Below are 23,069 nucleotides of genomic sequence, written 5' to 3'. Positions count from 1 at the left end.
GACCTGTGAAGCTGACCGGTACTAATAAGCCGACAACCTGACCACACACCACACCCCACCCGGGTGTGGGTCAAAAAAACACTGTGCTACGCGTCCACCATGCGGTCCCCAAACAACAAACCCACCAGTTTGAAACCAGGGAACCAGACATAATTGAATAAGCAACACCACCCCTGTCACCACAGGCACGGTGTTGCGTGTCACGGAAACGATCCAGTGACCCTTACAAACCAACCCCCACCCAGGTGGGGTGTTTGAAAGAGTTACGGCGGTCATAGCGTGGGGGAAACGCCCGGTCCCATTCCGAACCCGGAAGCTAAGACCCACAGCGCCGATGGTACTGCACTCGCGAGGGTGTGGGAGAGTAGGACACCGCCGGACACAACCACAAAGGGATGGCCCCGAGCAACGACGCTCGGGGCCATCACTGCATCAACCACCACCACAAACACCAACAGCCCCCACACCCGGGGGCTGCCGTCGTTAACAACCCACCACCCGGCCACCCGCGCCGGGCCACGCCCCCCAACACCCACACCACAACCACCCCGCCGTCGCGGACCACCCCCAAGACCACCAAGGGGCCACCTCAGCCCCATCAAGGGGCTGTCCGTGTTTAATAGCCCACTCCCGGTGGGCCTTGCTCCTTTGACAAGACGCTCGCTTGGGCAATGGATAGACTGTGCCGGAAGCCACACTCTGACGTGGCTTTCATTCACTATTGGGGGCACTACATGAAGTTTTTCCGGCGCGCCGTCTTACCGTCACTGTGGCTGGTGCTCGGTGCCGTGATCGCGGCGTCACTCGTCAAGATCGCCTTCGTCGACGGGGTGAAAGGCGCAGAGCAGGTTTCAGCTCCGGAGGTCGGCTTTGAGGCCCCCGTCGTGCCGGCAGGCCGGGCGACGGTGTCGAACGTCGTCGAGGTCAAGGGGGCGGTTCAGGCGGATCCTGCCGTTCCGGTGCGGAGCACTGAGGCCGGGACCGTGGTGTACCTGTACATCTCCTCCGGGAAACCGGTCGCCGAGGGGAGCCCGCTGTTCCAGGTGCGCAAGGTCCGGGAGGCGCAGAACGAGTCGTCCGCCACGGGCGACAGTTCCCAGAACCAGGAGGCCGGCCAGGAGGCCGCCAAGTCTCCCGTGAAGCAGGCGCCCGTACAGTACGACTACCTGGACGTCCTCGCACCCTCCGCAGGGGTGCTGAAAGACTTCACGGCGCTGCTGGGCCAGCAGGTCACCGTCGGAGAGAACCTGGGTGCGGTGGACCCCGGTACCTACAGTGTCACCGGCTCGCTCGACGCTCAGCAGCAATACCGCCTCCTCGACAGGCCCGCGAAGGCCGAGGTGACCGTCACAGGCGGTCCGGCGCCCTTCACGTGCTCGGACGTGGCTCTGGGCAAGGCGACAGGTTCCGCCGATTCAAAGACCTCCACCGACAGCGGCGCCGGTGGAGCTTCCGGTGGCGCCGGGAGGCCGGGGCCCGGACCAGGGCAGGGGACCGGAGCTTCTGACGGCGGTTCCACGGCGACAGGGACCGTCTCGTGTCCTGTTCCCGCCACGGTGAAGGTGTTCCCCGGCCTCGGGGCCACCCTCAAGCTGACCGCCGGGGTGGCGGAGAACGTGCTGACGGTGCCGTTGACCGCTGTGAAGGGCAGTTTCCAGGAGGGAACGGTCTGGGTGAAGTCGACGGGGTCCGGCGGCTCGGAAGGGGGCCAGCCGGCGGAACCGGGCGAAGGCGCAGCAGGTAAGGGCGCTGCGGTCCAGGGGAATTCAGGCCAGGGGAATCCCGGGCAGGGCGCCGCTGCGGGAGGCGGCTCGGTGGCAGCGGCCGGCGGCACGTCCGTGACTCCCGCGGGATTCGTGGAACGCAAGGTGTCGCTCGGTCTGAGCGACGGTGTGCAGGTCCAGGTCACCAAGGGCCTCAAAGAGGGCGAACAGATCCTCGAGTTCCTGCCCGGTGTGCCCGCGCCTCAGGGACAGGGTGGTCCCGGCTCAGGTCCGGCCGGCTTCAGCCCGATGGGCGGCTGAGATGAGTCTGCTGGTCAGCCTGCGGGACGTCACCAAGTCGGTGACCTTGCCCGATGACAGTGAGCTCCATATTCTCAAGGGCGTCTCACTGGACCTTCACGAAGGCGACCGTCTCGCCGTCGTGGGTCGGTCGGGAGGAGGGAAGTCCACTCTGCTCAACCTCCTGGGACTGCTGGATGTCCCGACGAGCGGCGAGCTCGACTTCCTCGGCCTCCCGGCTCGGCGCATGGGCGAGGCGCGCCGCGCCCGCGTCCGTGGCGAGAGCGTGGGGTTCGTGTTTCAGCAGTTCAATCTCCTGCCCGAACGCACGGCGCTGGAGAACGTCATGACGCCGCTCTACTACGCGTCGGGGCGGGCCTTCTGGCGCCGCCGTGAGCTCGCCCTGCAGCTCCTGGACCGTGTGGGACTGGCTGCCCGGGCCGATGTGAAGCCCGTGCGGCTGTCGGGCGGTGAGCAGCAGCGCGTGGCGATCGCCAGGGCACTGGTGCGGCGCCCACGCCTCATTCTCGCCGACGAACCGACAGGCGCTCTCGACGTGGAGACGGGGCAGGCCGTCATGAGTCTCCTGGAGGAAGTCGCCGAGGAGACCTCGGCCGCGCTCGTGACGATCACCCACGACCGCGCGGTGGCAGAGCGTTCGGCTTGGCGGCTGCACCTGGACGCCGGCGTCCTGACCGGCGCTGAGGACGTGGCGCCGGAGGAAGGGCTGGTGACGGCATGACCTCCTTGCTGGCAGCCATCCTGGAGGCATGGCACGAGCTCCGCGTCCACAAAGTCAGGGTTCTCCTCTCGCTGATCGGCGTCGCGGCCTCTGTCGCGGCGCTGACCGGTGTTCTCGGGATGGGCGATGTGGTCCGGGAGGGCATGAAGGACCAGGCCGAACGGACCGGGGGACGCGGAGCGACACTGGGTGTGAACCTTTACGCGGAATCGGGTCAGATCCCGGCGTCGCAGAGCGATCCCCTCATGAAGAAGATGGCCGAGCGCTACCGGCTGGATAAGGTCTCCCGGATCTCCCGTGGGGAGGTCGGCGTTCAGTTCCCCCGCGGCGTCCAGTCCATCACCGCGACCGTGGTGGATCCGGCGTATGCCTCGATTCTGCGGACGTCCGTGGCGCAGGGCCGCTGGTTCAGGGACGACGACGCGCGGCGCCTGGCGCCCGCGGTGATCGTCAATGAGAGCGCCTGGAGGGAGCTGGGGTCGCCGTCGCTGACGCGGCAGCCCGGTGTCCTGCTGTACCAGAACGGCGTGCACAGCGCCGTGATCGTGGGGGTCGCGCGGTCTCAGTGGCCGGAGGAACCACCCTCGGCGTATCTCCTCAGCGGAGACGGGAAGCGGCTGGGCGTGGGAGAAGTGACGTCCGAGTACCGGGTGTGGGTGGACCCTGCCCAGGCCGACCAGCTCCGGCAGGCCCTGGAAACCGATCTCGGGGCGCAACTGCCCGGGGCGTCGGTAGGGGTGAACCGGATGGACTATCTGGCGTACGGGGACCCGCTGGCGTCCCTGCAGTGGGCGGTGGCGGGAGTGGCAGGGGTGATCCTGCTGCTGGGCGCGCTCGGCATGCTCACCGTGGCCCTGGTGACGGTCAAATACCGCGTGCGGGAGATCGGCATCCGCAGGAGTTTCGGAGCGACGTCCAGCCGGATCTTCGTGGGGGTCATGATGGAGTCCCTCGTGGCCACGGCGGTCGCGGGCCTCCTGGGTGTGATGCTGGCCGTCGCCGTGGTCAAGAATCCCTGGGTGGAGTCGCACCTCGCCCCAGGACTGGACGCCTATCCGCCCTTCCCGCTGGGCGCCGCCCTGATCGGCATGGGAGCGGCCATCGTGGTGGGCGCACTCGCCGGGGCGATTCCCGCGCTGATCGCCATCAGGGTGAAGGTCATCGACGCCATCCGGTTCTGAGAGCGCGCCGCACGGCGGATGCCGCCGAAGCCGGGGAGGCAGGCTCTGAACAGTGAAAACGCTGTGGCCCGGCCGTGTTAACACGGCCGGGCCACAGTGTTTTCAGAGCCTCAGCCTTCTCAAAAGCTTCGCCCGGACGATCTCCGGAGAGTCAGTCCTCGTAGTCCTCATCGCCGTCGTCCGCCTTGATGACGCCGGCTTCCAGGACCTTGATCAGGTCGGTGTCCGGGTTCAGCAGCAAGGTGGCCTCGTCCCGGCGGTGACGCAGCACGTCGTCGATGTAGGACTGCAGCGCCTCCGCCATGGGGACGTGCTGATTCCGCTTCTCCGTCATGTACCAGCGGTGTTCCAGCACTTCGTGGACCACCTCGGCCGGTTCCAGCTTGCCGGAGAGCTCGCGCGGGATCGAGCGGACGATCGGTTCGAACACCTGGGAGACCCAGGCGTGGGCGCTGATCTCCTCGTCCTGGCCGGGGTAGTTGTCGGCCCGGTAGGCGTCCATGTCGTTCAGGAGCCGGCGGGCCTGGTTCTCCTGAGCATCCAGGCCGGTGAGGCGCAGCAGGCGCCGCTGATGATGACCGGCGTCCACCACCTTCGGCTGCAGCTGGATGGTGGAGCCGTCCGCCGTCGTCTTGATGGCGTACTCCTCCACGTCGAAGCCCAGCTCGTTCAGGCGGCGGATGCGGGCGCCCACGCGCCAGCGTTCGCCCAGCTCGAAGGACTCCTTGGCCGTGAGTTCGTCCCACAGCCGGCGGTAGGACTCCATGATCCGTTCGCTCGTGGCGACGGGGTCCACGAGCTCGTCGATCAGTTCGCCGTCCAGCAGGTCCATGAGCTCACCGGCGATGTTCACGCGGGCGATCTCGAGGTCGTACTCGCGCTGACCGGTGGACAGATCGGGGTACAGCTCACCGGTCTCCGCGTCCACGAGGTAGGCGGCGAAGGCACCCGCGTCGCGGCGGAACAAGGTGTTCGAGAGGGACACGTCGCCCCAGTAGAACCCCACGAGGTGCAGCCGGACCAGGAGCAGCGCCAGAGCGTCGATCAGACGGGTCAGGGTGTCCTTGCGGAGCATCTGGGAGAAGAGCGCCCGGTACGGCATGGAGAACTTCAGATGCCGCGTCACGAGACAGGGGTTGAGCGGCCGCCCATCCGGGGTGGTGCGGCCGGTGATGACGGCGACCGGCTCCACGGCCGGGACGTCCAGCCGGGCCAGCTTGCGGAGCATGTGGTACTCGTGACGGGCCACGTGCTCACTGGTCTCCTTGATGGCGATCACGGTGCCGCCCAGGTGGGCGAACCGCACCACGTGGCGGGAGATGCCGCGGGGGAGGGCCGCAAGGTTCGCCTGCGGCCATTCCTCCAGGGCGATGTGCCACGGCAGGTCCAGCAGCTCAGGGTCCGCGCTGGCCGCGGTGATGTTCAGGGAGCCGACGACGGGCCCCGAGGGAGCCTCGTCCACGCTCGCCGCCTCGGCACGGGGCAGCTTTCCCACCTGATCGTAGTCGGTGGGCTCGTCATGCCACTGTGCCCCGTTGGAGGGCGTGTTCTCACTCATGGTTCCATCTTCCCTTAAGCTCACCGGGCACTGTGATGGCCCGGAGTGGATTACCCCGGCGTGGACTACTCCGTGACAGCGGCGCCGGCAGCACCGGCGACGCCGGCGTTCTCCGGCAGCGCGGTGACCGCGGAGAGGTCGACCCCTTCGAAGGGATCGCGCGGAGTGGCGTTCCACTCGATGTCCGGGCTGGGCCGGAAGGTCACGCCGAGCGCCACGAGACGCTCACCCAGCCCGCCCAGGCGGGAGGCGAACTCCGTCGCATTCTTCGCCGCGGCGTCGCTCCAGGCCGTTTCCGCGAGGGCGATGGCCCGCGGGTAGATCAGCCAGTGGGCCTCGTCCAGGCTCCGGATGGTCTCGCTCCACAGCGGCGCCTCGACGCCCAGCACCTGGTCCTCCTCGAGCCCGTCGCGAACCGGATCCCAGCCGTAGTAGAGGTCCCAGTCACCCATGGCCGCCCACTTGAGGCCGATCGGGTCCGATTCCACGTACTTCTGGTCCAGATAGCTGCCCTTGCCCGGGGACATGACCACGCGGGCGGCGTTCTCCCGGACCTGCCGGAGCGTGGGTTCCAGGTCACCGTCCCAGTACTGGATGACGGCGCCGGATGGCAGCTCGGCCTGGGCGTACTCGTTCCAGCCCATCACCGTCTTGCCGGTGGCCGCCACGGACGCCGCGAAGTCGGTGACCATGGCGACGAAGTCCTCCTTGGAGGTGACCAGGGCCTCGTCGCCGCCGAGGTGAAGATACGGGCCGGGCGTCAGTTCCGCCAGCTGCCGGAACACCTCGGCCACGAACGGGCGGGTGAGCGGATTGTCGTTGTACAGGGTGGAGAAGCCCACCTCGCCCGTGGCGGTGGGGCTCGTGGCGATCCCGTCCGGGTTCAGTTCCGGGATCGCCGCCAGCGCCGAGTTCACGTGACCCGGCACGTCGAATTCCGGCACCACCGTGACGAAGCGCTCGGCCGCGTAGGCCACGATCAGGCGGTAATCGTCCTTGGTGTAGTAGCCGGTGCGTCCCGGACCGAGCCCCCAGCCTTCCCGGTTCACGGCCCCGTCCTTGCCGATGCGCGCCAGCTCCGTGAAGTCGATGCCGGTGGGGTTGTCCTCCGGGGTGTCCAGCTCGATACGCCAGGACTGGTCATCGGCCAGGTGCAGGTGGAGCACGTTGTACTTGAACCGGGTCATGACGTCGATCAGCCGGCGGATCTCGTCGATCGGGTAGTAGCTGCGGGCCACGTCCAGCATGATGCCGCGGTATGCGAAACGGGGGGCGTCCCGGACCTCGACATGGCCGAGCGGGATGTCACTGATGGGCGTCGCGGTGTGGCCGGATTCCAGGGCGGCGGGCAGCAGCTGCCGCAGCGACGACGACGCGTGGAACAGCCCCGCGGCGTGCGCGGCACTCAGCCGCACGCCGTCGTCGTCGACGGTCAGGGTGTAAGCCTCCGTCCCGTCGGGGTGGGCGGAGTCGATCCCGAAGCCGATGACCGGGCCGCCGGTCGCGGCGGTGAGGACGGGGACGGCCCAGCCGGTGCCGGCGCGGAGCCAGCCCGCGAAGGCCCCGGCCACGGCTTCGGCGCCGGGGCTCGCGACCACCTGGGTTCCTGAGGTGAGGATGAGGGCGCCGTCGGCGGTGACGGTCGAACGAGGCGCGGGGGTGATGAGGTGCTGAGATGACACGAGTGCTCCTGACAGGGTCGCTGGAGTGGAGGACTTGCTGGCGGGCGCCACGAAGGGGCGCCGAAGAGGGTGTACCAAAGACGGCCCGTTCCGTGAGGAACGGGCCGTCGAGGCTGAGGGTTCAGAGAACCGGTGAGTCAGCGATCGGAGGACTAGTCGCCCAGGCGCTCGCCGGTCTTGGTGTCGAACAGGTGCACGTGGCCCTGCTGCGGGCGGACCCAGATGGTGTCGCCCTTCAGCGGAGGACGGCGGCCGTCGACGCGTGCCGTGATGTCGTGGCGCTTGCCGTCCAGCGTGGTGTGGCCGTACACGTAGGCGTCGGCGCCGAGCTCCTCGACGACGTCGGCCTCGACCTGCAGACCTTCGCCCTCGGGGGCGTTCTCCAGGTCCTCCGGACGGACACCCAGGGTGACCGTCTTGCCGGTGGCGTCCTCGAGGACGTTGTGCGGGACGGGGTACACGGTGCCACCGAACTGGACGCCGTCACCGACGACGGGCAGTTCCAGCAGGTTCATGGCCGGGGAGCCGATGAAGCCGGCGACGAAGACGTTGGTCGGGCGGTCATACAGGTTGCGCGGGGTGTCGATCTGCTGCAGCAGGCCGTCCTTGAGCACTGCCACACGGTCACCCATGGTCATGGCTTCGGTCTGGTCGTGGGTCACGTAGACCGTGGTGACGCCGAGACGACGGGTCAGGGACGCGATCTGGGTACGGGTCTGGACACGGAGCTTGGCATCCAGGTTGGAGAGCGGCTCATCCATGAGGAACACCTGGGGGTTACGCACGATGGCGCGGCCCATGGCGACACGCTGACGCTGACCACCGGAGAGGGCTTTCGGCTTGCGGTCCAGGTACTGCTCGAGGTCGAGGAGCTTGGCGGCTTCGCGAACGCGGGTCATGCGCTCTTCCTTCGGCACACCGGCGATCTTCAGGGCGAAGCCCATGTTGTCCGCCACGGTCATGTGCGGGTACAGCGCATAGTTCTGGAACACCATCGCGATGTCACGGTCCTTCGGCGGGACGTCGGTGACGTCACGGTCACCGATCAGGATCCGGCCGGAGTTCACATCCTCAAGGCCTGCGAGCATACGCAGCGAGGTGGACTTGCCACAGCCGGACGGGCCGACCAGAACGAGGAATTCACCATCTTCGATCTGGATGTTGAGCTTGTCAACGGCGGGCTTGTTGGTCCCCGGGTACAGCCGGGTTGCGTTGTCATAGGTAACTGTAGCCACAGTTATCGTGTCCCTTCATCGGCAGGTACGTGCCGAACGATCCGTAGTGAATGGTGAGTATTCAGTTGTCATGAAAGTGCGGGGTCCTCCGGCCGGGCCGAGCCCTGCCACGTGGATCCCGCACTCAGGCGATGCCGCACGGTAATGTGCGCCACATCACATCCTCAGTATGGCAGATCGTTGTGACCTTTGTCTCCCTGATGACGTGAACGGTGGCTGAACAGGATCTCCAGCAGGTCCGCCACGCCTTCGGGGGAGGGCACGCGGAACTGCGCCGCGGTGAAGTCCTCGCCGACCTTCACCCCCAGATCGGGGTGGGGCAGACCGGGATTGGTGTCGAGGCGTGCGAAGGCGGTCTCGTCCGTGGTGTCATCCCCGGCGTAGAGCACGGCGACCGGGCCGAGCACCGTGCGGAGGAAATCCAGGGCCTCGCCCTTCGAGGAGCGGACCACGGACGCCTCCAGGACACGCTTTCCCGTCATGAGGTGGACGCCCGTCTCACGTTCGAGCAGATGCCGGGCCGCGGCTTCGGCGTCCACGGCGTCCTCCACCGTGGCCTGGCGGGTGTGGAGCACGGCGCCGGCCGGCTTCTCCTCCACCCAGCACCCGGGTGCCACCTGGGCGACCTCCTCGAGCACCTGGTGGACCTTCTCGAGCAGCGCCTGCTGGGTCGGGTCCAGCACCAGGCCCGTGCTTCCGGCGCCGAGCCAGACCTCCGCGCCGTGGCTGCCGACGAGCAGGGTCTCCGGCGTGGGCTGAGCCACCGTCCTCAGGCTCGCCAGGGAGCGGCCGGAGACGAGCGCCGTCGTCGTGCCCTCCAGGCTGGAGAGGCGGCGGAAGGCGGCCGCCGCGCGGGGGAGCGGGCGTGCCTCGTCGGCGTGGGCGACCAGAGGGGAGAGGGTGCCGTCGAAGTCCAGAGCGACGAGCAGCTGCGGCGCGTCGGCCAGATGCTCGACGGCGCGGCGCAGCTCCGCGTTCAGGCTGCCGCGTGTCTGCTCGGGCCAGATGGGCTCACTCATGCCGGTGACCGTCCGCCCGTGTGAGTTCGGACAGCCGGTCCAGGAAAGCCGTGGACCAGCCCTGGACGTCATGGGTGAAGACCTGGCGGCGCATGGAGCGCATCCGGCGGGCCGCGTCCGGGCGGGACACGGTCGTGGCGGCGAGGATGGCCGACTTCAGGCCGTCGATGTCATGGGGGTTGACCAGGAAGGCCTGCTTGAGCTGGTCCGCGGCCCCGGTGAACTCGGACAGGACCAGGGCGCCGGTGTTGTCGACGCGGGCCGTCACGTACTCCTTGGCCACGAGGTTCATGCCGTCCCGCAGCGCGGTGACGAGCATGACGTCCGCCGCGAGGTACAGCGCCACCATCTCCTCGACCGGATAGCTGTGGTGCAGATAGCGGACCGCGGTGCGACCGAGGGTGTCGAAGCCGCCGTTGATGTGGCCCACGGTGCCCTCGATCTCCTCACGGAGCCGTCGGTACTGGTCCACGCGCTCGCGGCTGGGGCTCGCCACCTGGATCAGGCAGGCTTCCTCCACCGTGAGGTCGCCATCCTTGAGGAGTTCCTCGTACGCCTTGAGGCGGTGGCGGATGCCCTTGGTGTAGTCCAGGCGGTCCACGCCGAGCAGGATGGTGCGGGGGTTGCCGAGCTCGTGCCGGATCTGGCGGGCCCGGTCCACGACGGCGGGATCCTTGGCCAGCGCCTCGATCTGGCCGACGTCGATCGAGATGGGGAACGCCTCGGCCACGCAGAGGTGTGCGGTGGGCAGCCCCGGGTCGACCATGAGCGACTGGGACTTGCCGGTCTGCGGCTTGCCCTCCACCGTCATCCGCGCCGAGGAGGCACCGGTGAGCCGGAGCGCGGCACGGACGAAGTTCCGGGCGTCGCTCGTGCGCTGGAAGCCGAGCAGATCGGCGCCCAGGAGGCCTTCGAGGACCTCACGGCGCCAGGGCAGCTGGGCGAAGATCTCCGGCGGCGGGAACGGGATGTGGTTGAAGAAGCCGATCGTCACGTCCGGGCGGATCTGCCGGAGCAGCCGCGGGACGAGCTGGAGCTGGTAGTCCTGCACCCAGACCGTGGCGCCCGGGGCCGCCACCTTGGCGGTCGCCTCGGCGAAGCGGCGGTTCACCCGGCGGTAGGAGTCCCACCAGGTGCGGTGGAACTCGGGACGGGCGGTGACGTCGTGGTAGAGCGGCCAGAGGGTCGCGTTGGAGAACCCCTCGTAGTAGAGCTCCACGTCCTCGGTGCTCAGGGCGACCGGGACGATGTCCGTGTCCCCGTGGGTGAAGGGTTCCACCGTCTCGTCCGGTGCGCCATGCCACCCGACCCAGGCGCCGTCGGCGCCCTGCATGACCGGGGCGAGGGCCGTCACGAGGCCGCCGGGGGAGCGGCGCCATTGCGCGCCGCCGGCGTCGTCCACCACACGGTCCACGGGCAGGCGGTTGGCCACCACCACAAAATCGAACTGACGCGAGGATTCCCCCGCGGTACTGCTGTTGTCCTCGGCGTGCACGGCGCCCCCTCAGAGGTTGGCTTCTCGATTCCTGCTTCCAGCCTAGTCGCACGTCGGGTGCGGGGTGGATGTGTGACCGTGCGGGTCAGCAGAGGGCGGACGGCCGGTTCAGGGGCACGCTTGTGCCACCGACCAGCGGTTTCCCAGACATCTGGCCTAAAATCGTGCTGAATGAGGTAGCCCAGGGCCCCGAGGCCCTCTATCCCCCTGAGGAAGCATGAGCCCTTCTAATGAACCGCGCCCCAGCAAGGCCGAACGTACCGCGCAGGCCCGTGAGCAGGCCCGCATCATCCGTGAACAGCAGGTGAAGAAGGAGAAGCGCAACAAGCTTCTGCTCATCTGGGGTGTGGTGGTCGCCGCCGTGCTGGTGGTCGCCATCGTCATCTGGGCCATCATGGCCAACAACGCGAACAACGCGCCCATCCCGGATTCCGGCAGCACCCCCGCCAACGCCAACATCCATGGCGGCGTGATCCTGACGAAGGACGGCGTGAGCGCCCAGCCGGCCGCCCAGATCAACACGGCGACGCTGCCCCCGCAGCCGACGGCCGCGCCGAGCCAGGGCGCCGAGGCGAAGGCCCCGGGCGTCGAGGCGGAGTCCGGCAAGCCGGTCAAGGTGGTCGCGTACATCGACTTCATCTGCCCCGTCTGCAAGAACTTCGAGACCACCTACGGCTCGCTGCTGGACGAGAACGTGAAGAGCGGCAAGATCACGGTGGAGTACCGCCCGATCGGTCTGCTCGACTCGCGCTCGACCACCAACTACTCCTCCCGCGCCGCCGCGGCGGCGGCCTGTGTCCTGAACGTGTCCCCGGACAAGTACCAGGCATACTTCAAGGCCCTGTTCGACAAGCAGCCCGCCGAGGGCAGCGCTGGTCTGAGCAACGACCAGCTGAAGTCGATCGCCCAGGACGTCGGCGCGAAGGACATCGCCAACTGCGTGGACGAGCGCACGTACCGTCCGTTCGTGAAGGTCGCCACCATGGAGGCCACTGCGGTGGGCGTGAACGGCACCCCGACCATCTTCGTGGACGGCAAGCAGTACGGCGTCGGCGAGAACACCAACGTCCAGTTCCCGGACATGATCACCAAGGCGATCGCCGCGAAGACCGCCAAGAAGTAGGACCGGCAAGAAGTAAGCGCGGCGCTCCCGTCCCCTGGATGGATCCAGCGCTCGACGACGGCCCGTCACCTTTCAGGGTGGCGGGCCGTCGTGCTGTCCCTGGTGGGTGCGGGGCGGCCTGCGGGCCGCCCGTTTGGGGAGTCCTCCCGCTCTCGGCTACGCTTTAAGCCGCGCCGCCGTGGCTTCACGCGGCGCCTGCCTCCTTAGCTCAGTTGGCCAGAGCACCTGTCTTGTAAACAGGGGGTCGCCGGTTCGAATCCGGCAGGGGGCTCCACGAGAAGGCCCCCGGAATCCGCGTGATTCCGGGGGCCTTCGGCGTGCGCTGAGTCCGCTGTCCAGGTGGTGAATCCGCTATCAGATGTAGCGGATTCACCACGTGGACAGCGGACTCGGCGAGTGGGGCGGGCCCCGGTGTGTCCCGGCATCTCGTCCCTCATCTGACAACCGCCCTCACCACCACCCCGAATTGCCATTCCCGGCGGACCGGCTTAGCCTGAAAAGGCAGCGCTTCGTTAGGCGAGGTTCCTGCACGAATACAGGCCACTGATCTGACGACGTCGAGAGACGCCCAAGGTTAGGACAGGTCCTCCCGGATTAAGGGTTGACCCAAAGTGGCTTCCGGTTGCCGAGGGCAGCGGATACGTCGTGCAGTGCCAAAGCTCTTACGTGGAGGCGACTACGGCACCACCGGATCATCCATGACACACGCCATGCCCTGTCCGGCCACGCCAGTCCACCAGCCCGGGACCACAGCGCCCGGGACCTCCCCGTTCGTGAGGCGCGCACGAGCTTCACAGGAGGTGAGTCCCATGTCAGCGGACAGTTGCAGTCAACCCCGTCATATCCAGGGGACCGCCTCCGCGCGCAGCCTCCGCTCCTGAACTTCTCCTGCCCACGGCAGCCCCGTCCACCGCACCGGTGACGGCGGGCGACTGCCCGGGCTCCGCCGTCGTGCGCTTCAGCACGGACAGGCCAGGAGCGGCCGAGCGCCGAGCCGGATCCCCTTGCCCCGCCGCCCGCCGGTCACCATCCGGCCCTGCGGCAGCCAAGGAGTACCTCATGCTGACCTTCCTCACCCGCGGCGCCGAGCGCACCGCGTTCTCCGAGACCACACGGCAGGCCACAGCCCGCCGCTCCACCGCACTGCTGGACGCCGCCCGGATGACCCCGGAGGCGGCCCTGCGCCACCTGGGCAGCGCCCCCGAAGGCCTCACGGCCCACGACGTCCACGAACTGACGCAGCGCTTCGGCCCCAACGACATCCGCCATGACCGCCCGGCCCCGGCCTCGGTCCAGTTCGTGAAGGCGTTCGGGAACCCGTTCGTGCTGATCCTGCTGTTCCTGGCGGGCGTCCTGTTCATCACCGACGTCGTGATGGCGGATCCGGCCGATGGCCCCGACTACAAAGGTGTCCTGACCGTCTCCGTCATGGCGACCATCAGCGCCGTCCTCCGTTTCTGGCAGGAGTACCGGGCCGGGAACGCCGCCGAGAAGCTCCGCGCCATGGTCACCACCACCGCGGCCGTGACCCGGTGTGTGAGCGGCAAACCGGTGAGTGGCGAACTCGACATCCAGGAGATCGTCCCCGGGGACATCCTGACCCTGGCCGCGGGGGACATGCTCCCCGCGGACGTGCGCTTCCTCCGGACCAAGGATCTGCAGCTCAACCAGTCCATGCTCACGGGCGAGGCCATGCCCGTCGAGAAGAGCGCAGAGCCTCTGCCGCCTGCCGCGGCCGGCGAAGAGGGTGACGCGTCCGACGACGTCGACCCCCTGAACGCCGACAACCTCGGCTTCATGGGCACGTCGGTGGTGTCCGGGTCGGGCACCGCCGTGGTCGTCGCCACCGGGAACCGCACCGCGTTCGGCTCCCTCGCCGCATCCCTGTCCGGCACCCGCCCCGAGACCTCGTTCGACGTCGGCATCCGGAAGGTCAGCACCACGCTGATCCGGTTCATGCTGATCATGGTGCCCACCGTGTTCGTCATCAACGGGCTGACCAAGGACTGGACGAGCGCGTTCCTGTTCGGCGTCACGACCGCCGTGGGCCTGACACCGGAGATGCTGCCGCTGGTGGTGACCGCGAACCTCGCCAAGGGCGCGAACCTCATGGCGAAGCACCGGGTGATCGTCCGGCGTCTTAACTCCATCCAGAACCTGGGCGCCATGGACGTGCTCGCCACGGACAAGACCGGCACGCTCACCGAGGACCGGATCGTCCTGGAACAGCACCTCGACAGCACCGGCCGCCCGAGCGAGCGGACCCTGCTCTCCGCCGCCGTCAACGCCCACTTCCAGACCGGCCTCCGCGGCCTCCTGGACCGGGCCATCCTCGACGCGGCCGGAGACGAGCTGCCCCGCCTCACCGGGGCGTACACGCTCGTGGACGAAATGCCCTTCGACTTCGCCCGCCGCCGGCTCTCCGTGGTGGTCGAGGACCTGGACGGCCACACCGTGGTCATGAAAGGTGCGGTCGAAGAGGTCCTCTCCCTTTGCACCCACGAACTCGTGGGCCGGGCGCCCGGGGGACGCGCGGCGCCGCTCGGCGAGGAGCGCCGCCGGGAGATCGAGGAACTGGTGGCCGCCCAGAACGCGCTCGGACTGCGGGTCCTGGCCGTCGCGGTCCGGGCGATCCCCTTCTCCGCGGACGGACCGCGGGCGGAGGCGGATCTGCCGCGCACCGAGTACACCGTGGACGACGAGCGGGACATGACCCTGCTCGGATTCCTCACCTTCCTGGACCCGCCGAAGGCGAGCGCCGGGCCCGCGCTGGCGAGCCTGGCCCGTAACGGCGTGGCCGTGAAGGTGATCACCGGTGACGGCGCGCTCGTGGCGCAGAAGGTCTGCGCCGACGTCGGGCTCGACACCGGCCGCGTGGTCCTCGGTCAGGAGACCGAGTCCCTGGACCTGAAGCAGCTGGGTGAACTGGCGGAGCGCACCACGCTCTTCGCCAAGGTCAACCCCGCCCAGAAGGCCCGCATCCTCGAGGCCATGCGCGAGCACGGCCACACGGTCGGGTACCTGGGCGACGGCGTGAACGACGCCCCGGCGCTCCGCACCGCGGACGTCGGCATCTCCGTGGACACCGCGGTGGACATCGCCAAGGAGTCCGCGGACATCATCCTGCTGGACAAGGATCTGACGGTCCTGGAGGCCGGGGTGATCGAGGGCCGCAGGACGTTTGTGAACACGATGAAGTACATCAAGATGACCGCGTCCAGCAATTTCGGCAACATGTTCAGCGTCCTGGTGGCCTCGGCCATGCTGCCGTTCCTGCCCATGATCCCCGTGGTGGCGCTCATCCAGGGACTGGCCTACGACGTGTCCATGCTGACGCTCCCGTGGGACCGCGTGGACCGCAAGGAACTGAGCCGACCCCGGGTCTGGGAGGCCGATAGCCTGTCCCGGTTCATGACCCGCATCGGCCCGCTGTCCTCGATCTTCGACATCAGCACCTACGCCCTGATGTGGTTCGTGTTCGCGGCCAGCACCCCCGAGCACGCCGCGCTCTTCCAGTCCGGCTGGTTCGTGGAGTCGATCATCTCGCAGACCCTGATCGTGCACTTCCTGCGCACCCGGAAAGTGCCGTTCCTGCGCTCGCGGACGAGCCTGCCCGTGCTGATCGCGACCCTGGCGGTGTGCGTCTTCGGACTGGTCCTGCCGTTCACCGGCTTCGGCGCGGGCCTCGGCCTGGTGCCGCTGCCGTGGACGTACTTCCCCTGGCTCGTGCTCACCCTGGCCGCGTACTGCGGCGTGGTCCAGCTGGCGAAGCGGCTCTTCATCCGCCGCTTCGGCGCCTGGATCTGAGCCCTCGCCACCCTCTCCGGAGCGCACGACGACGGCGGTCGGCAGCGCGCCGAGCCGCCGGCCGCCGTCGTGCGCTCCACTGCCCCGGATCACTGTTCGGACTCGGTCTTCCGGGGTGATTAACGATCCGGTGCTCATCGCTGTTTCAGCAGGATCCCGGGGGCCCGAACCGGCGTAGCGTGGGCCTATCAGCGTTCATTCTGCGGAGGAGCGGTCATGAAAAAGATCCGTGCGCTGCTGATGGCACTTCTCCTGCTGGCCGGACTCGGTCTGATCGCCCCGGCGGGGGCGCAGGCCAGCCCGTACTGCGGCATCACCTGGGGGTCGCTGGCGAAGAGCGTCGGCGGCATGTCCACGGCACCCGTGACGAACGTCCGGACAGGCCAGCAGACCTGTTACGACCGCCTCGTGGTGGACCTCCAGGGCAAGGCCAAGGGATACACCGTCAGCTATGTCACTCAGGTGCGGCAGATCGCCAGCGGGCAAGTGGTCCCGCTGCGCGGCGGGGCGTTCCTGAACATCGTGGTCAACGACCCGGCCTACCGGGCGGACGGGACCGCGAGCTACACTCCGGCCAATCCCCGGGAACTGTCCAATGTCTCCGGTTACTCGGCCTTCCGCCAGGTGGCGTTCGCCGGATCCTTCGAGGGCAGGACGTCTATCGGCCTGGGTGTGAGGGCCCGTCTGCCGTTCCGGGCGTTCATCCTGGACGGACCCGGAGGTGGATCCCGCCTGGTGGTGGATGTGGCGCACTACTGGTGAGAGCAGGGTGTGAGTGGACGAGGGGACGGCTTCAGGCCGTCCCCTTTCCGTGACCGGAAGCCGGGTCACGGAGCGACTTTCTCCGTCACGAACCGCGGGTACCTGACGGCATAGGGTGCGGCCGGCGTCGCGCAATCCGCCGTGATCCGGCTTCACACGGCGTGATCATGAGCCACGAAGCGTCATACCGGGCACGCCGGCGCGCCTCCTCCGGGGGCGGTTCGCAGGTCCGGTGCTCACGGAGCGACGCCGGGCGTCATCCGCCGTCGCACGCCCGCCTGCCGCGCAATGTTGAGCCGCCTTTCCTCCCGTGAACGGACCCGCGAATTTCCGCTCCGCTTCTGCTCAGATGGTTCCCACACGGCGGGCCACCGGGTCCGCCAGAGCAATCGAGGAGAAGCCCCGTGGGCCAGCGCACCAGCAAGAGAACCGTGAGCAGGACTGTGATCGCAGCCGCGATCATGAGTGCCACCGCACTCGTGCTGAGCGCCTGCGGCGGGGCCGCCACGGCCCAGAGCGCGAAGGATCAGGTCAAGACCCTCCGCTACGAAGGCAGCGCCAACAGCGTGACGCTGCCCGAGCTGGCGGCGGACCTCGGCTACCTGGGGGACCTGAAGCTCGGCTGGGTGGGCAACACCATCAGCGGCCCGGCCAGCATCCAGAATGCGGCCACGGGCAACACGGAGTTCGGCGGCGCGTTCGCCGGGGCCGTCGTGAAGCTCCAGGAGGCCGGCGCCCCGGTCAAGGCCGTGATCAACTACTACGGCTCTGACGCGAAGTCCTTCTACGGGTTCTACGTGAAGGCGGACAGCCCGATCAAGACCGCGAAGGACCTCATCGGCCGGAAGATCGCCGTCAACACCTTGGGTGCCCATGCCGACGCCGTCATCACCACGTATCTGCAGAAGAACGGCCTCAGCAAGGACGAGATCAAGCAGGTCCAGCTCGTGGTGGTCGCGCCGAACGACACCGAACAGGCGATCCGCCGTGGACAGGTCGACGCCGGGGCACTCAGCGGCGTGCTCCAGGACAACGCGGTGGCCACGGGCGGTCTGCGGTCCCTCTTCAGCGATTATGGACTGTTCGGCGCGTTCGCCGGAGGCCAGTACGTCTTCCGGAACGACTTCATCGCGAAGAACCCGGACACGGTCCGCACCTTCACCACCGGCGTGGCCAAGGCGATCGAGTGGGCGAGCACCACACCGCGCGCCACCGTCATTCAGCGGTTCACGGACATCATCACCAAGCGGCACCGCAACGAGAGCACCGCGACCCTGAAGTACTTCAAGAGCATCGCCATCCCGGCGAACGGCGCGATCCAGGACGAGGACTTCCAGCGCTGGAACACCTGGCTCAAGGACACCGGCATCCTCAGCAAGGACGTGCAGCCGTCCAAGTACTACACCAACGAGTTCAACGCGCTCGCAGGGACCGGGACGGAGGGCAAGAAATGAGCACTCCCAAGATCAGCCTCCGGAACGTCACCAAGACCTTCCGTCTGCGCCCCGGCAAGGGCTCCAAGGGGGGAGAAGGGGTCCGCCTCACCGCGCTCCAGGACGTGAGCCTGGACGTGGCCGCCGGGGAGTTCCTGACTCTCGTGGGGCCGAGCGGTTCCGGCAAGACCACTCTGCTCGACATCCTCGCGGGCCTGGCCTCCCCGGACAGCGGAGAGGTTCTCCTGGACGGCCGTCCCGTCACGGGTCCCGGTCCGGACCGGGCCGTGGTGTTCCAGCAGTACGCCCTGTTCCCGTGGCGCACCGCCGCGGAGAACGTGGCATTCGGCCTGGAGGACCGTCAGCTCGACGGCAAGTCCCTGAACCGGAAGGAACGCCGGGCGCGGGCCCTCGAGTACCTGTCGCTCGTCGGGCTGGAAGGGTTCGAGGATCGGTACCCGCACGAGCTCTCGGGTGGTATGCGGCAGCGCGTCGCGATCGCCCGGAGCCTGGCGTACGAGCCGGACGTCCTCCTGATGGACGAGCCGTTCGCGGCGCTGGACGCCCAGACCCGCGAACAGCTCCAGGACGAACTCGTCCGGCTCTGGCAGCGGACCGGCAAGACCATCATCTTCATCACCCACGGGATCGAGGAGGCCGTGTACCTGGGGCAGCGGGTCGCCGTGCTGAGTTCGCGCCCGGGACGCGTCAAGACGATCGTGGACATCGACCTGGGGGACCGGGACGCCGAGGGCGATCTGCGCTCCAGCCCGGCCTTCGTCCGCCAGCGTCACCTCCTCTGGGAGCTCCTGCATGACGAGGTCCGGCGGGCTCAGGCCTCCGGTCACGCCAAGATCCTGCCGGACGGCTCGGCTCCGGACGAGGTTCCGGCCGGGGTCCCCGCCGGGGCGGGCGCAGTCCCGGCAGGGGCCTCGTCCGGGACGGGCACTGTCCCGGCAGGGGCCTCGTCCGGGGCGGGCGCTGCCCGTGAAAGGAGCGCGGCCTGATGAGCACGAGCACGGTGAACGACGAGATCATCACGGCGACGACGACGGCGGCTCCTGACCGGGCCGCGGAACAGGCTGGTCCCGCGGCGTCCACGCAGCCGGCCACCGCGGCTGCGGACGGCACTCCTGCCGGGGTGACCACGGCTGACGGTCCCACGACGGCCGGTGAGGGAGCGCGGGAGGGGGCGCCGACGTCGTCCGCGTGGTCGGCTGCGCGGCGGGTGGCAGGCACGATCGGCAGGGTCTCCGGCCGCGTGCTCTGGTCGACCGGAGCGATCGCGCTCTTCCTGCTGCTGTGGGAGTTCGGCCCGGGGCTGTTCCTCGACGAGGCCACGCGGGTCTTCCTGCCGCCGCTGCACGAGGTGCTCGCCGCACTGGGCAAGCTCATCGAGTCCGGGCAGTGGCAGGAACACGTGCTCGCCAGCCTCGGGAGATCGGTGAGCGGCTTCGCCATCGCAGTCAGCCTGGGTGTTCCTCTCGGTCTTCTCATCGCCTGGTACCGCGGGCTCGACCGTTTCCTCAACCCGCTCCTCGAGGTGTTCCGCAACACCGCGGCGCTCGCACTCCTGCCGGTGTTCACGCTGCTGCTGGGCATCGGGGAGGTCTCCAAGATCAGCATCGTCGCGTACGCGGCGTTCTTCCCGGTCCTGCTCAACACCATCCTGGGCACCCGGAGCGTGGATCCGCTCCTCATCCGGGCCGCGCGGACCCTGGGTCTCGGGAGCGGACGGCTGTTCCTCAAGGTCATCCTGCCCTCCGCCGTCCCCACCATCTTCACCGGGGTGAGGATGGCCGGCACCGCGTCCGTGCTCGTCCTGATCGCCGCGGAAATGGTCGGGGCCAAGGCCGGCCTCGGGTACCTGATCACCAATGCCCAGTCGAGCTTCCTGATCCCCGACATGTACGCGGGCATCCTGACCGTCGCGGTGTTGGGCTTCACCGTGAACTACCTCCTGGTGGCCGTGGAACGCCACTTCTCCCGTTGGCGCCTGGCCGAGTCCAGCCGCTGAACACTCCACCTGTCTGAAGAGGAAGGAACACCATGCCACGCCAACTCATCCTGAACGCGTTCCTCATGAGCAATGGGCACCACGAGGCCTCCTGGCGGCTGCCGGAGAGCGACACCCGGGCCGCCACCGATGTGAAGCACTACCAGCGGCTCGCACAGACCGCGGAGAAGGCGCACTTCGACGCCGTGTTCTTCGCGGACTCGCCGCTGCTGCACGGGGACGTCACCCAGCGCCCCTACGGCGTGATCGAACCGACCGTGCTCCTGGCCGCCATTGCCGCGGTCACCGAGCGGATCGGACTCGTGGCCACGGCTTCCACGAGCTACAACGAGCCGTACAACCTGGCCCGCCGCTTCGCCGGGCTGGAGCAGATCAGCGGCGGACGGTCCGGCTGGAACGTGGTCACCACGGCCGGCGATGCCGCGGCCCGCAACTTCTCCCTCGACAGCCAGCCGGCCCACGCCGACCGCTATGCCCGGGCCGAGGAGTTCCTGCAGGTCACGGAGAAACTCTGGGACAGCTGGGAGGACGAGGTCCACGTGGGGGACAAGGACCGCGGCGTGTGGGGCGACCCCTCCCGGGTCCACCCCGTGCTGCACCGCGGCGAGTTCTTCCAGGTGGAAGGCGCCCTCGACGCGCCGCGCTCGCCGCAGGGACGCCCGGTCATCATCCAGGCGGGTTCCTCGGAGAGCGGCCGCGACTTCGCCGCCCGCTGGGCCGAGGCGATCTTCACGGCGCACCAGACCGTCGAGAGCGCACGGGAGTTCTACGCCGACCTCAAGCACCGGGTGGCGCTCGCAGGGCGCGATGCCGACGCGGTGAAGGTCCTGCCCGGGATCGTCCCCGTCATCGGCGCGACCGAGGAGGAAGCACGGGCCCTCGACGAGGAACTGAACCGTCTCATCCTGCCCGAACACGCGCTGCGGCACCTCGCCGGCGTCATCGGCGTCGACCCGTCGCGCCTGGCCCTGGACGAGCAGCTTCCGGACGACCTCCCGGAGGAGTCCCAGATCGAGGCGAACAAGAGCCGCCGCACCCTGATCGTGGAGCTGGGCCGCAGCGAAGGCCTGACCGTCCGGCAGATCATCGGCCGGCTCGGTGGCGGCCGGGGGCACCAGACCTTCGCCGGAACGGCCGAGCAGGTGGCGGACCGCATCGAGCACTGGTTCACCACCGGCGCCGCGGACGGCTTCAACATCATGCCGCCGGTCCTGCCGTCCGGACTGGACGTCTTCACCCGCGACGTGGTCCCGATCCTTCAGGAGCGCGGGCTCTTCCGCACCGAATACACGGGGACCACCCTGCGGGAGCACTACGGCCTGCCGCGTCCGGCGAACCTCTTCGCCGCCCGCCACGCTTCGGCGGAGCACGACGACGCCGCCGCACCCGGCAGCCCCGGCGGCGGTGCCGCGGGGGAACAGCCCGTCCTGCTCGGGGGAGGTGCCGCCCGTGCCGCTCGTCAGTGATCCGGACAGCACGCAGTTGCGCCACGCGTTCGCCAAGGTGCCGAGTGGCGTGGCGGCGCTCGCCGCTCTCGTGGATGGCGCCCCGCAGGGACTCGTGGTCTCGACGTTCACGGTCGGGGTGTCCCTGGACCCGCCGCTCGTGATGTTCGCGGTGCAGAACTCGAGCCGCACCTGGCCGGTCCTACGGAGCTCGGCACGCTTGGGCGTCTCCGTCCTCTCAGCCCACCAGGAGCACGCCGCGCGGCAGATCGCGTCCAAGGACGGGGACCGCTTCGCCGGGCTCCCCGTGAGTGTCAGCAGCGAAGGCGCGCTCCTTCTCCCGGGCGCCGCGCTCTGGCTCGACTGCTCGGTGGAGCAGGAGGTCCCGGCCGGGGACCACGCCGTCGTCCTGCTGCGCGTGCATGGGCACGAGGTGCGCGAGGGGCACGTGGACCCGCTCGTGTTCCACTCCTCGACCTTCACCGGTCTCCGGCAGCCGGCGCTGGTCTAGGGCGGAGGCGCTGGAAATACGGTCGGGCAAGCGTCAACGGGGAAGTGAGCCATGTGCTCACTTCCCCGTTCTCGTGTTGAGCGCCAGGATGACGAGGAGGCCGGCGCCTGACGCTTTGCCGGCGCCGCCGTCGAGCGTCTGACATCCCCTGCTTGACCTTGACGCTGCGTCAACTTCTACGCTGGTGATCATGGAGGACAACGAGGACTGGAGCATCCAGGAAGTGGCCCGCATGGCCGGGACCACCAGCCGCACGCTGAGGCACTACGAACAGGTGGGGCTGCTGAAGCCGAGCCGGGTGGGGCACAACGGCTATCGCCATTACGACCGCGACGCCCTGGTCACTTTGCAGAGGATCCTCCTGCTCCGCGGCCTGGGACTGGGCCTGCCGGCAATCAGTGAAGTGCTGTCCCGGCAGACCGATCAGGCGGATGCCCTCAGCCGGCACCTAGAGCTGCTGCGGCAGGACCAGGCACGGCTCGCCCGCCAGATCCAGGCGGTGGAGCACACGATCAGGCAAGTGAAAGGAGGTGGTCGGCTCATGGCACAGGACATGTTCGATGGATTCGATCACACGCAGTACAAGGAAGAGGTCGAGCAGCGCTGGGGCGCCAAGGCCTACGCGGATTCGGACGCCTGGTGGCGCGGACTCGGCGAGGACGGGCGGCGAGCCTGGCAGGAACGCCAGCAGCGGCTGGGCGCCGACTGGACAGCCGCAGCGGGCCGCGGCGTCGACCCGGCGAGTGACGAGGCGCAAGCTCTCGCCGCACGGCACGATGCCTGGCTCTCCGGGATCCCCGGGACGCCTGGACATCCGGACGGCGCTCCGAAGGAGTACCTGCTCGGCCTGGCCGAGATGTACGTGGCGGACCCGCGATTCGCGGCGAACTACGGCGGGCAGGACGGAGCGGAATTCGTGCGTGACGCCTTGCGCGTCTATGTGGAGCGCCGGGACGCCTGAGCGGCCGCTCCCCGCCGCCACATGACGAACGGGCGCCCTCCTGGACCTCAGGAGGGCGCCCGTTCCGCGTTCAGGTGGCGGCGTGCGGCCAGGGG

Annotated in this window: 17 protein-coding genes, 1 tRNA gene, 1 rRNA gene and 1 riboswitch; of the genes, 14 read left to right on the top strand and 5 right to left on the bottom strand. The window is 68.6% G+C overall.

The window, feature by feature from the left end:
- Positions 1-264: 264 nt before the first annotated feature.
- The 4 genes from rrf (at position 265) to AB6732_RS11640 (ending at position 3,926) form a co-directional block, all read left to right on the top strand.
- Positions 265-381: ribosomal RNA gene (rrf, locus tag AB6732_RS11655) — 5S ribosomal RNA — on the top strand.
- Positions 382-734: 353 nt separating this feature from the next.
- The gene (locus AB6732_RS11650; RefSeq protein ID WP_370960102.1) at positions 735-2,024 is read left to right on the top strand and encodes a hypothetical protein; all 1,290 of its coding nucleotides are present in this window, start codon (positions 735-737) and stop codon (positions 2,022-2,024) included.
- 1 nt (position 2,025) lies between these two features.
- On the top strand, positions 2,026-2,745 hold the full coding sequence (locus tag AB6732_RS11645; protein ID WP_370960101.1) for an ABC transporter ATP-binding protein: 720 nt from the start codon (positions 2,026-2,028) through the stop codon (positions 2,743-2,745).
- On the top strand, positions 2,742-3,926 hold the full coding sequence (locus AB6732_RS11640) for an ABC transporter permease (RefSeq protein WP_370960100.1): 1,185 nt from the start codon (positions 2,742-2,744) through the stop codon (positions 3,924-3,926). The genes AB6732_RS11645 and AB6732_RS11640 overlap by 4 nt, the downstream gene beginning before the upstream one ends.
- Before the next feature lie 151 nt (positions 3,927-4,077).
- Here the strand turns inward: AB6732_RS11640 and AB6732_RS11635 are convergent, their stop codons facing one another.
- From AB6732_RS11635 to AB6732_RS11615, 5 genes are all read right to left on the bottom strand, one after another.
- Entirely contained in the window at positions 4,078-5,484 is a 1,407-nt protein-coding gene (locus AB6732_RS11635; RefSeq protein WP_370960099.1) for a DUF4032 domain-containing protein, read from the bottom strand.
- Positions 5,485-5,549: 65 nt separating this feature from the next.
- Positions 5,550-7,166, bottom strand: coding sequence for a family 20 glycosylhydrolase (locus AB6732_RS11630; RefSeq protein ID WP_370960098.1), 1,617 nt, complete (start codon positions 7,164-7,166; stop codon positions 5,550-5,552).
- Positions 7,167-7,318: 152 nt separating this feature from the next.
- Positions 7,319-8,401: an ABC transporter ATP-binding protein gene (locus AB6732_RS11625; protein WP_370960097.1), complete on the bottom strand. Its 1,083-nt coding sequence runs from the start codon at positions 8,399-8,401 to the stop codon at positions 7,319-7,321.
- A gap of 164 nt (positions 8,402-8,565) precedes the next feature.
- Complete coding sequence (otsB, locus tag AB6732_RS11620) at positions 8,566-9,420, bottom strand: trehalose-phosphatase (RefSeq protein ID WP_370960096.1); 855 nt, start codon at positions 9,418-9,420, stop codon at positions 8,566-8,568.
- Positions 9,413-10,915, bottom strand: coding sequence for a trehalose-6-phosphate synthase (locus AB6732_RS11615; protein WP_370960095.1), 1,503 nt, complete (start codon positions 10,913-10,915; stop codon positions 9,413-9,415). Before AB6732_RS11615 ends, otsB begins: the two co-directional genes overlap by 8 nt.
- 217 nt (positions 10,916-11,132) lie before the next feature.
- Between AB6732_RS11615 and AB6732_RS11610 the strand changes: the two genes are divergently transcribed.
- The 10 genes from AB6732_RS11610 to AB6732_RS11565 all read left to right on the top strand — a co-directional run bounded on the left by AB6732_RS11610 (position 11,133) and on the right by AB6732_RS11565 (position 22,974).
- Positions 11,133-12,038: a DsbA family protein gene (locus AB6732_RS11610; protein WP_370960094.1), complete on the top strand. Its 906-nt coding sequence runs from the start codon at positions 11,133-11,135 to the stop codon at positions 12,036-12,038.
- Positions 12,039-12,235: 197 nt separating this feature from the next.
- Positions 12,236-12,312 (top strand) — tRNA-Thr (locus tag AB6732_RS11605).
- A 227-nt stretch (positions 12,313-12,539) separates the two neighbouring features.
- Positions 12,540-12,717, top strand: a riboswitch (M-box (ykoK) riboswitch).
- Positions 12,718-13,097: 380 nt separating this feature from the next.
- A complete protein-coding gene (gene mgtA / locus AB6732_RS11600; protein ID WP_370960093.1) occupies positions 13,098-15,845 on the top strand; it encodes a magnesium-translocating P-type ATPase in 2,748 nt (915 codons plus the stop codon).
- Positions 15,846-16,061: 216 nt separating this feature from the next.
- A complete protein-coding gene (locus tag AB6732_RS11595; RefSeq protein WP_370960092.1) occupies positions 16,062-16,607 on the top strand; it encodes a hypothetical protein in 546 nt (181 codons plus the stop codon).
- A 404-nt stretch (positions 16,608-17,011) separates the two neighbouring features.
- Positions 17,012-18,061 (top strand): ABC transporter substrate-binding protein, encoded by a 1,050-nt coding sequence (locus AB6732_RS11590; RefSeq protein ID WP_370960091.1) that lies wholly within the window; start codon positions 17,012-17,014, stop codon positions 18,059-18,061.
- Complete coding sequence (locus tag AB6732_RS11585; protein ID WP_370960090.1) at positions 18,058-19,047, top strand: ABC transporter ATP-binding protein; 990 nt, start codon at positions 18,058-18,060, stop codon at positions 19,045-19,047. The genes AB6732_RS11590 and AB6732_RS11585 overlap by 4 nt, the downstream gene beginning before the upstream one ends.
- Complete coding sequence (locus tag AB6732_RS11580) at positions 19,047-20,057, top strand: ABC transporter permease subunit (protein WP_370960089.1); 1,011 nt, start codon at positions 19,047-19,049, stop codon at positions 20,055-20,057. Before AB6732_RS11585 ends, AB6732_RS11580 begins: the two co-directional genes overlap by 1 nt.
- A 32-nt stretch (positions 20,058-20,089) precedes the next feature.
- Positions 20,090-21,523: an LLM class flavin-dependent oxidoreductase gene (locus tag AB6732_RS11575; protein WP_370960088.1), complete on the top strand. Its 1,434-nt coding sequence runs from the start codon at positions 20,090-20,092 to the stop codon at positions 21,521-21,523.
- Positions 21,507-22,013 (top strand): flavin reductase family protein, encoded by a 507-nt coding sequence (locus AB6732_RS11570; RefSeq protein WP_278268279.1) that lies wholly within the window; start codon positions 21,507-21,509, stop codon positions 22,011-22,013. Before AB6732_RS11575 ends, AB6732_RS11570 begins: the two co-directional genes overlap by 17 nt.
- 190 nt (positions 22,014-22,203) lie before the next feature.
- Complete coding sequence (locus tag AB6732_RS11565) at positions 22,204-22,974, top strand: MerR family transcriptional regulator (protein ID WP_370960087.1); 771 nt, start codon at positions 22,204-22,206, stop codon at positions 22,972-22,974.
- Positions 22,975-23,069: the final 95 nt, after the last annotated feature.

Origin of the sequence: Arthrobacter sp. RCC_34, from assembly GCF_041360795.1 — a bacterium.
GTDB lineage: Bacteria > Actinomycetota > Actinomycetes > Actinomycetales > Micrococcaceae > Arthrobacter_E.
Note: the sequence above shows the minus strand (reverse complement) of the source record. Positions and strands in the feature narration are given on the sequence as shown.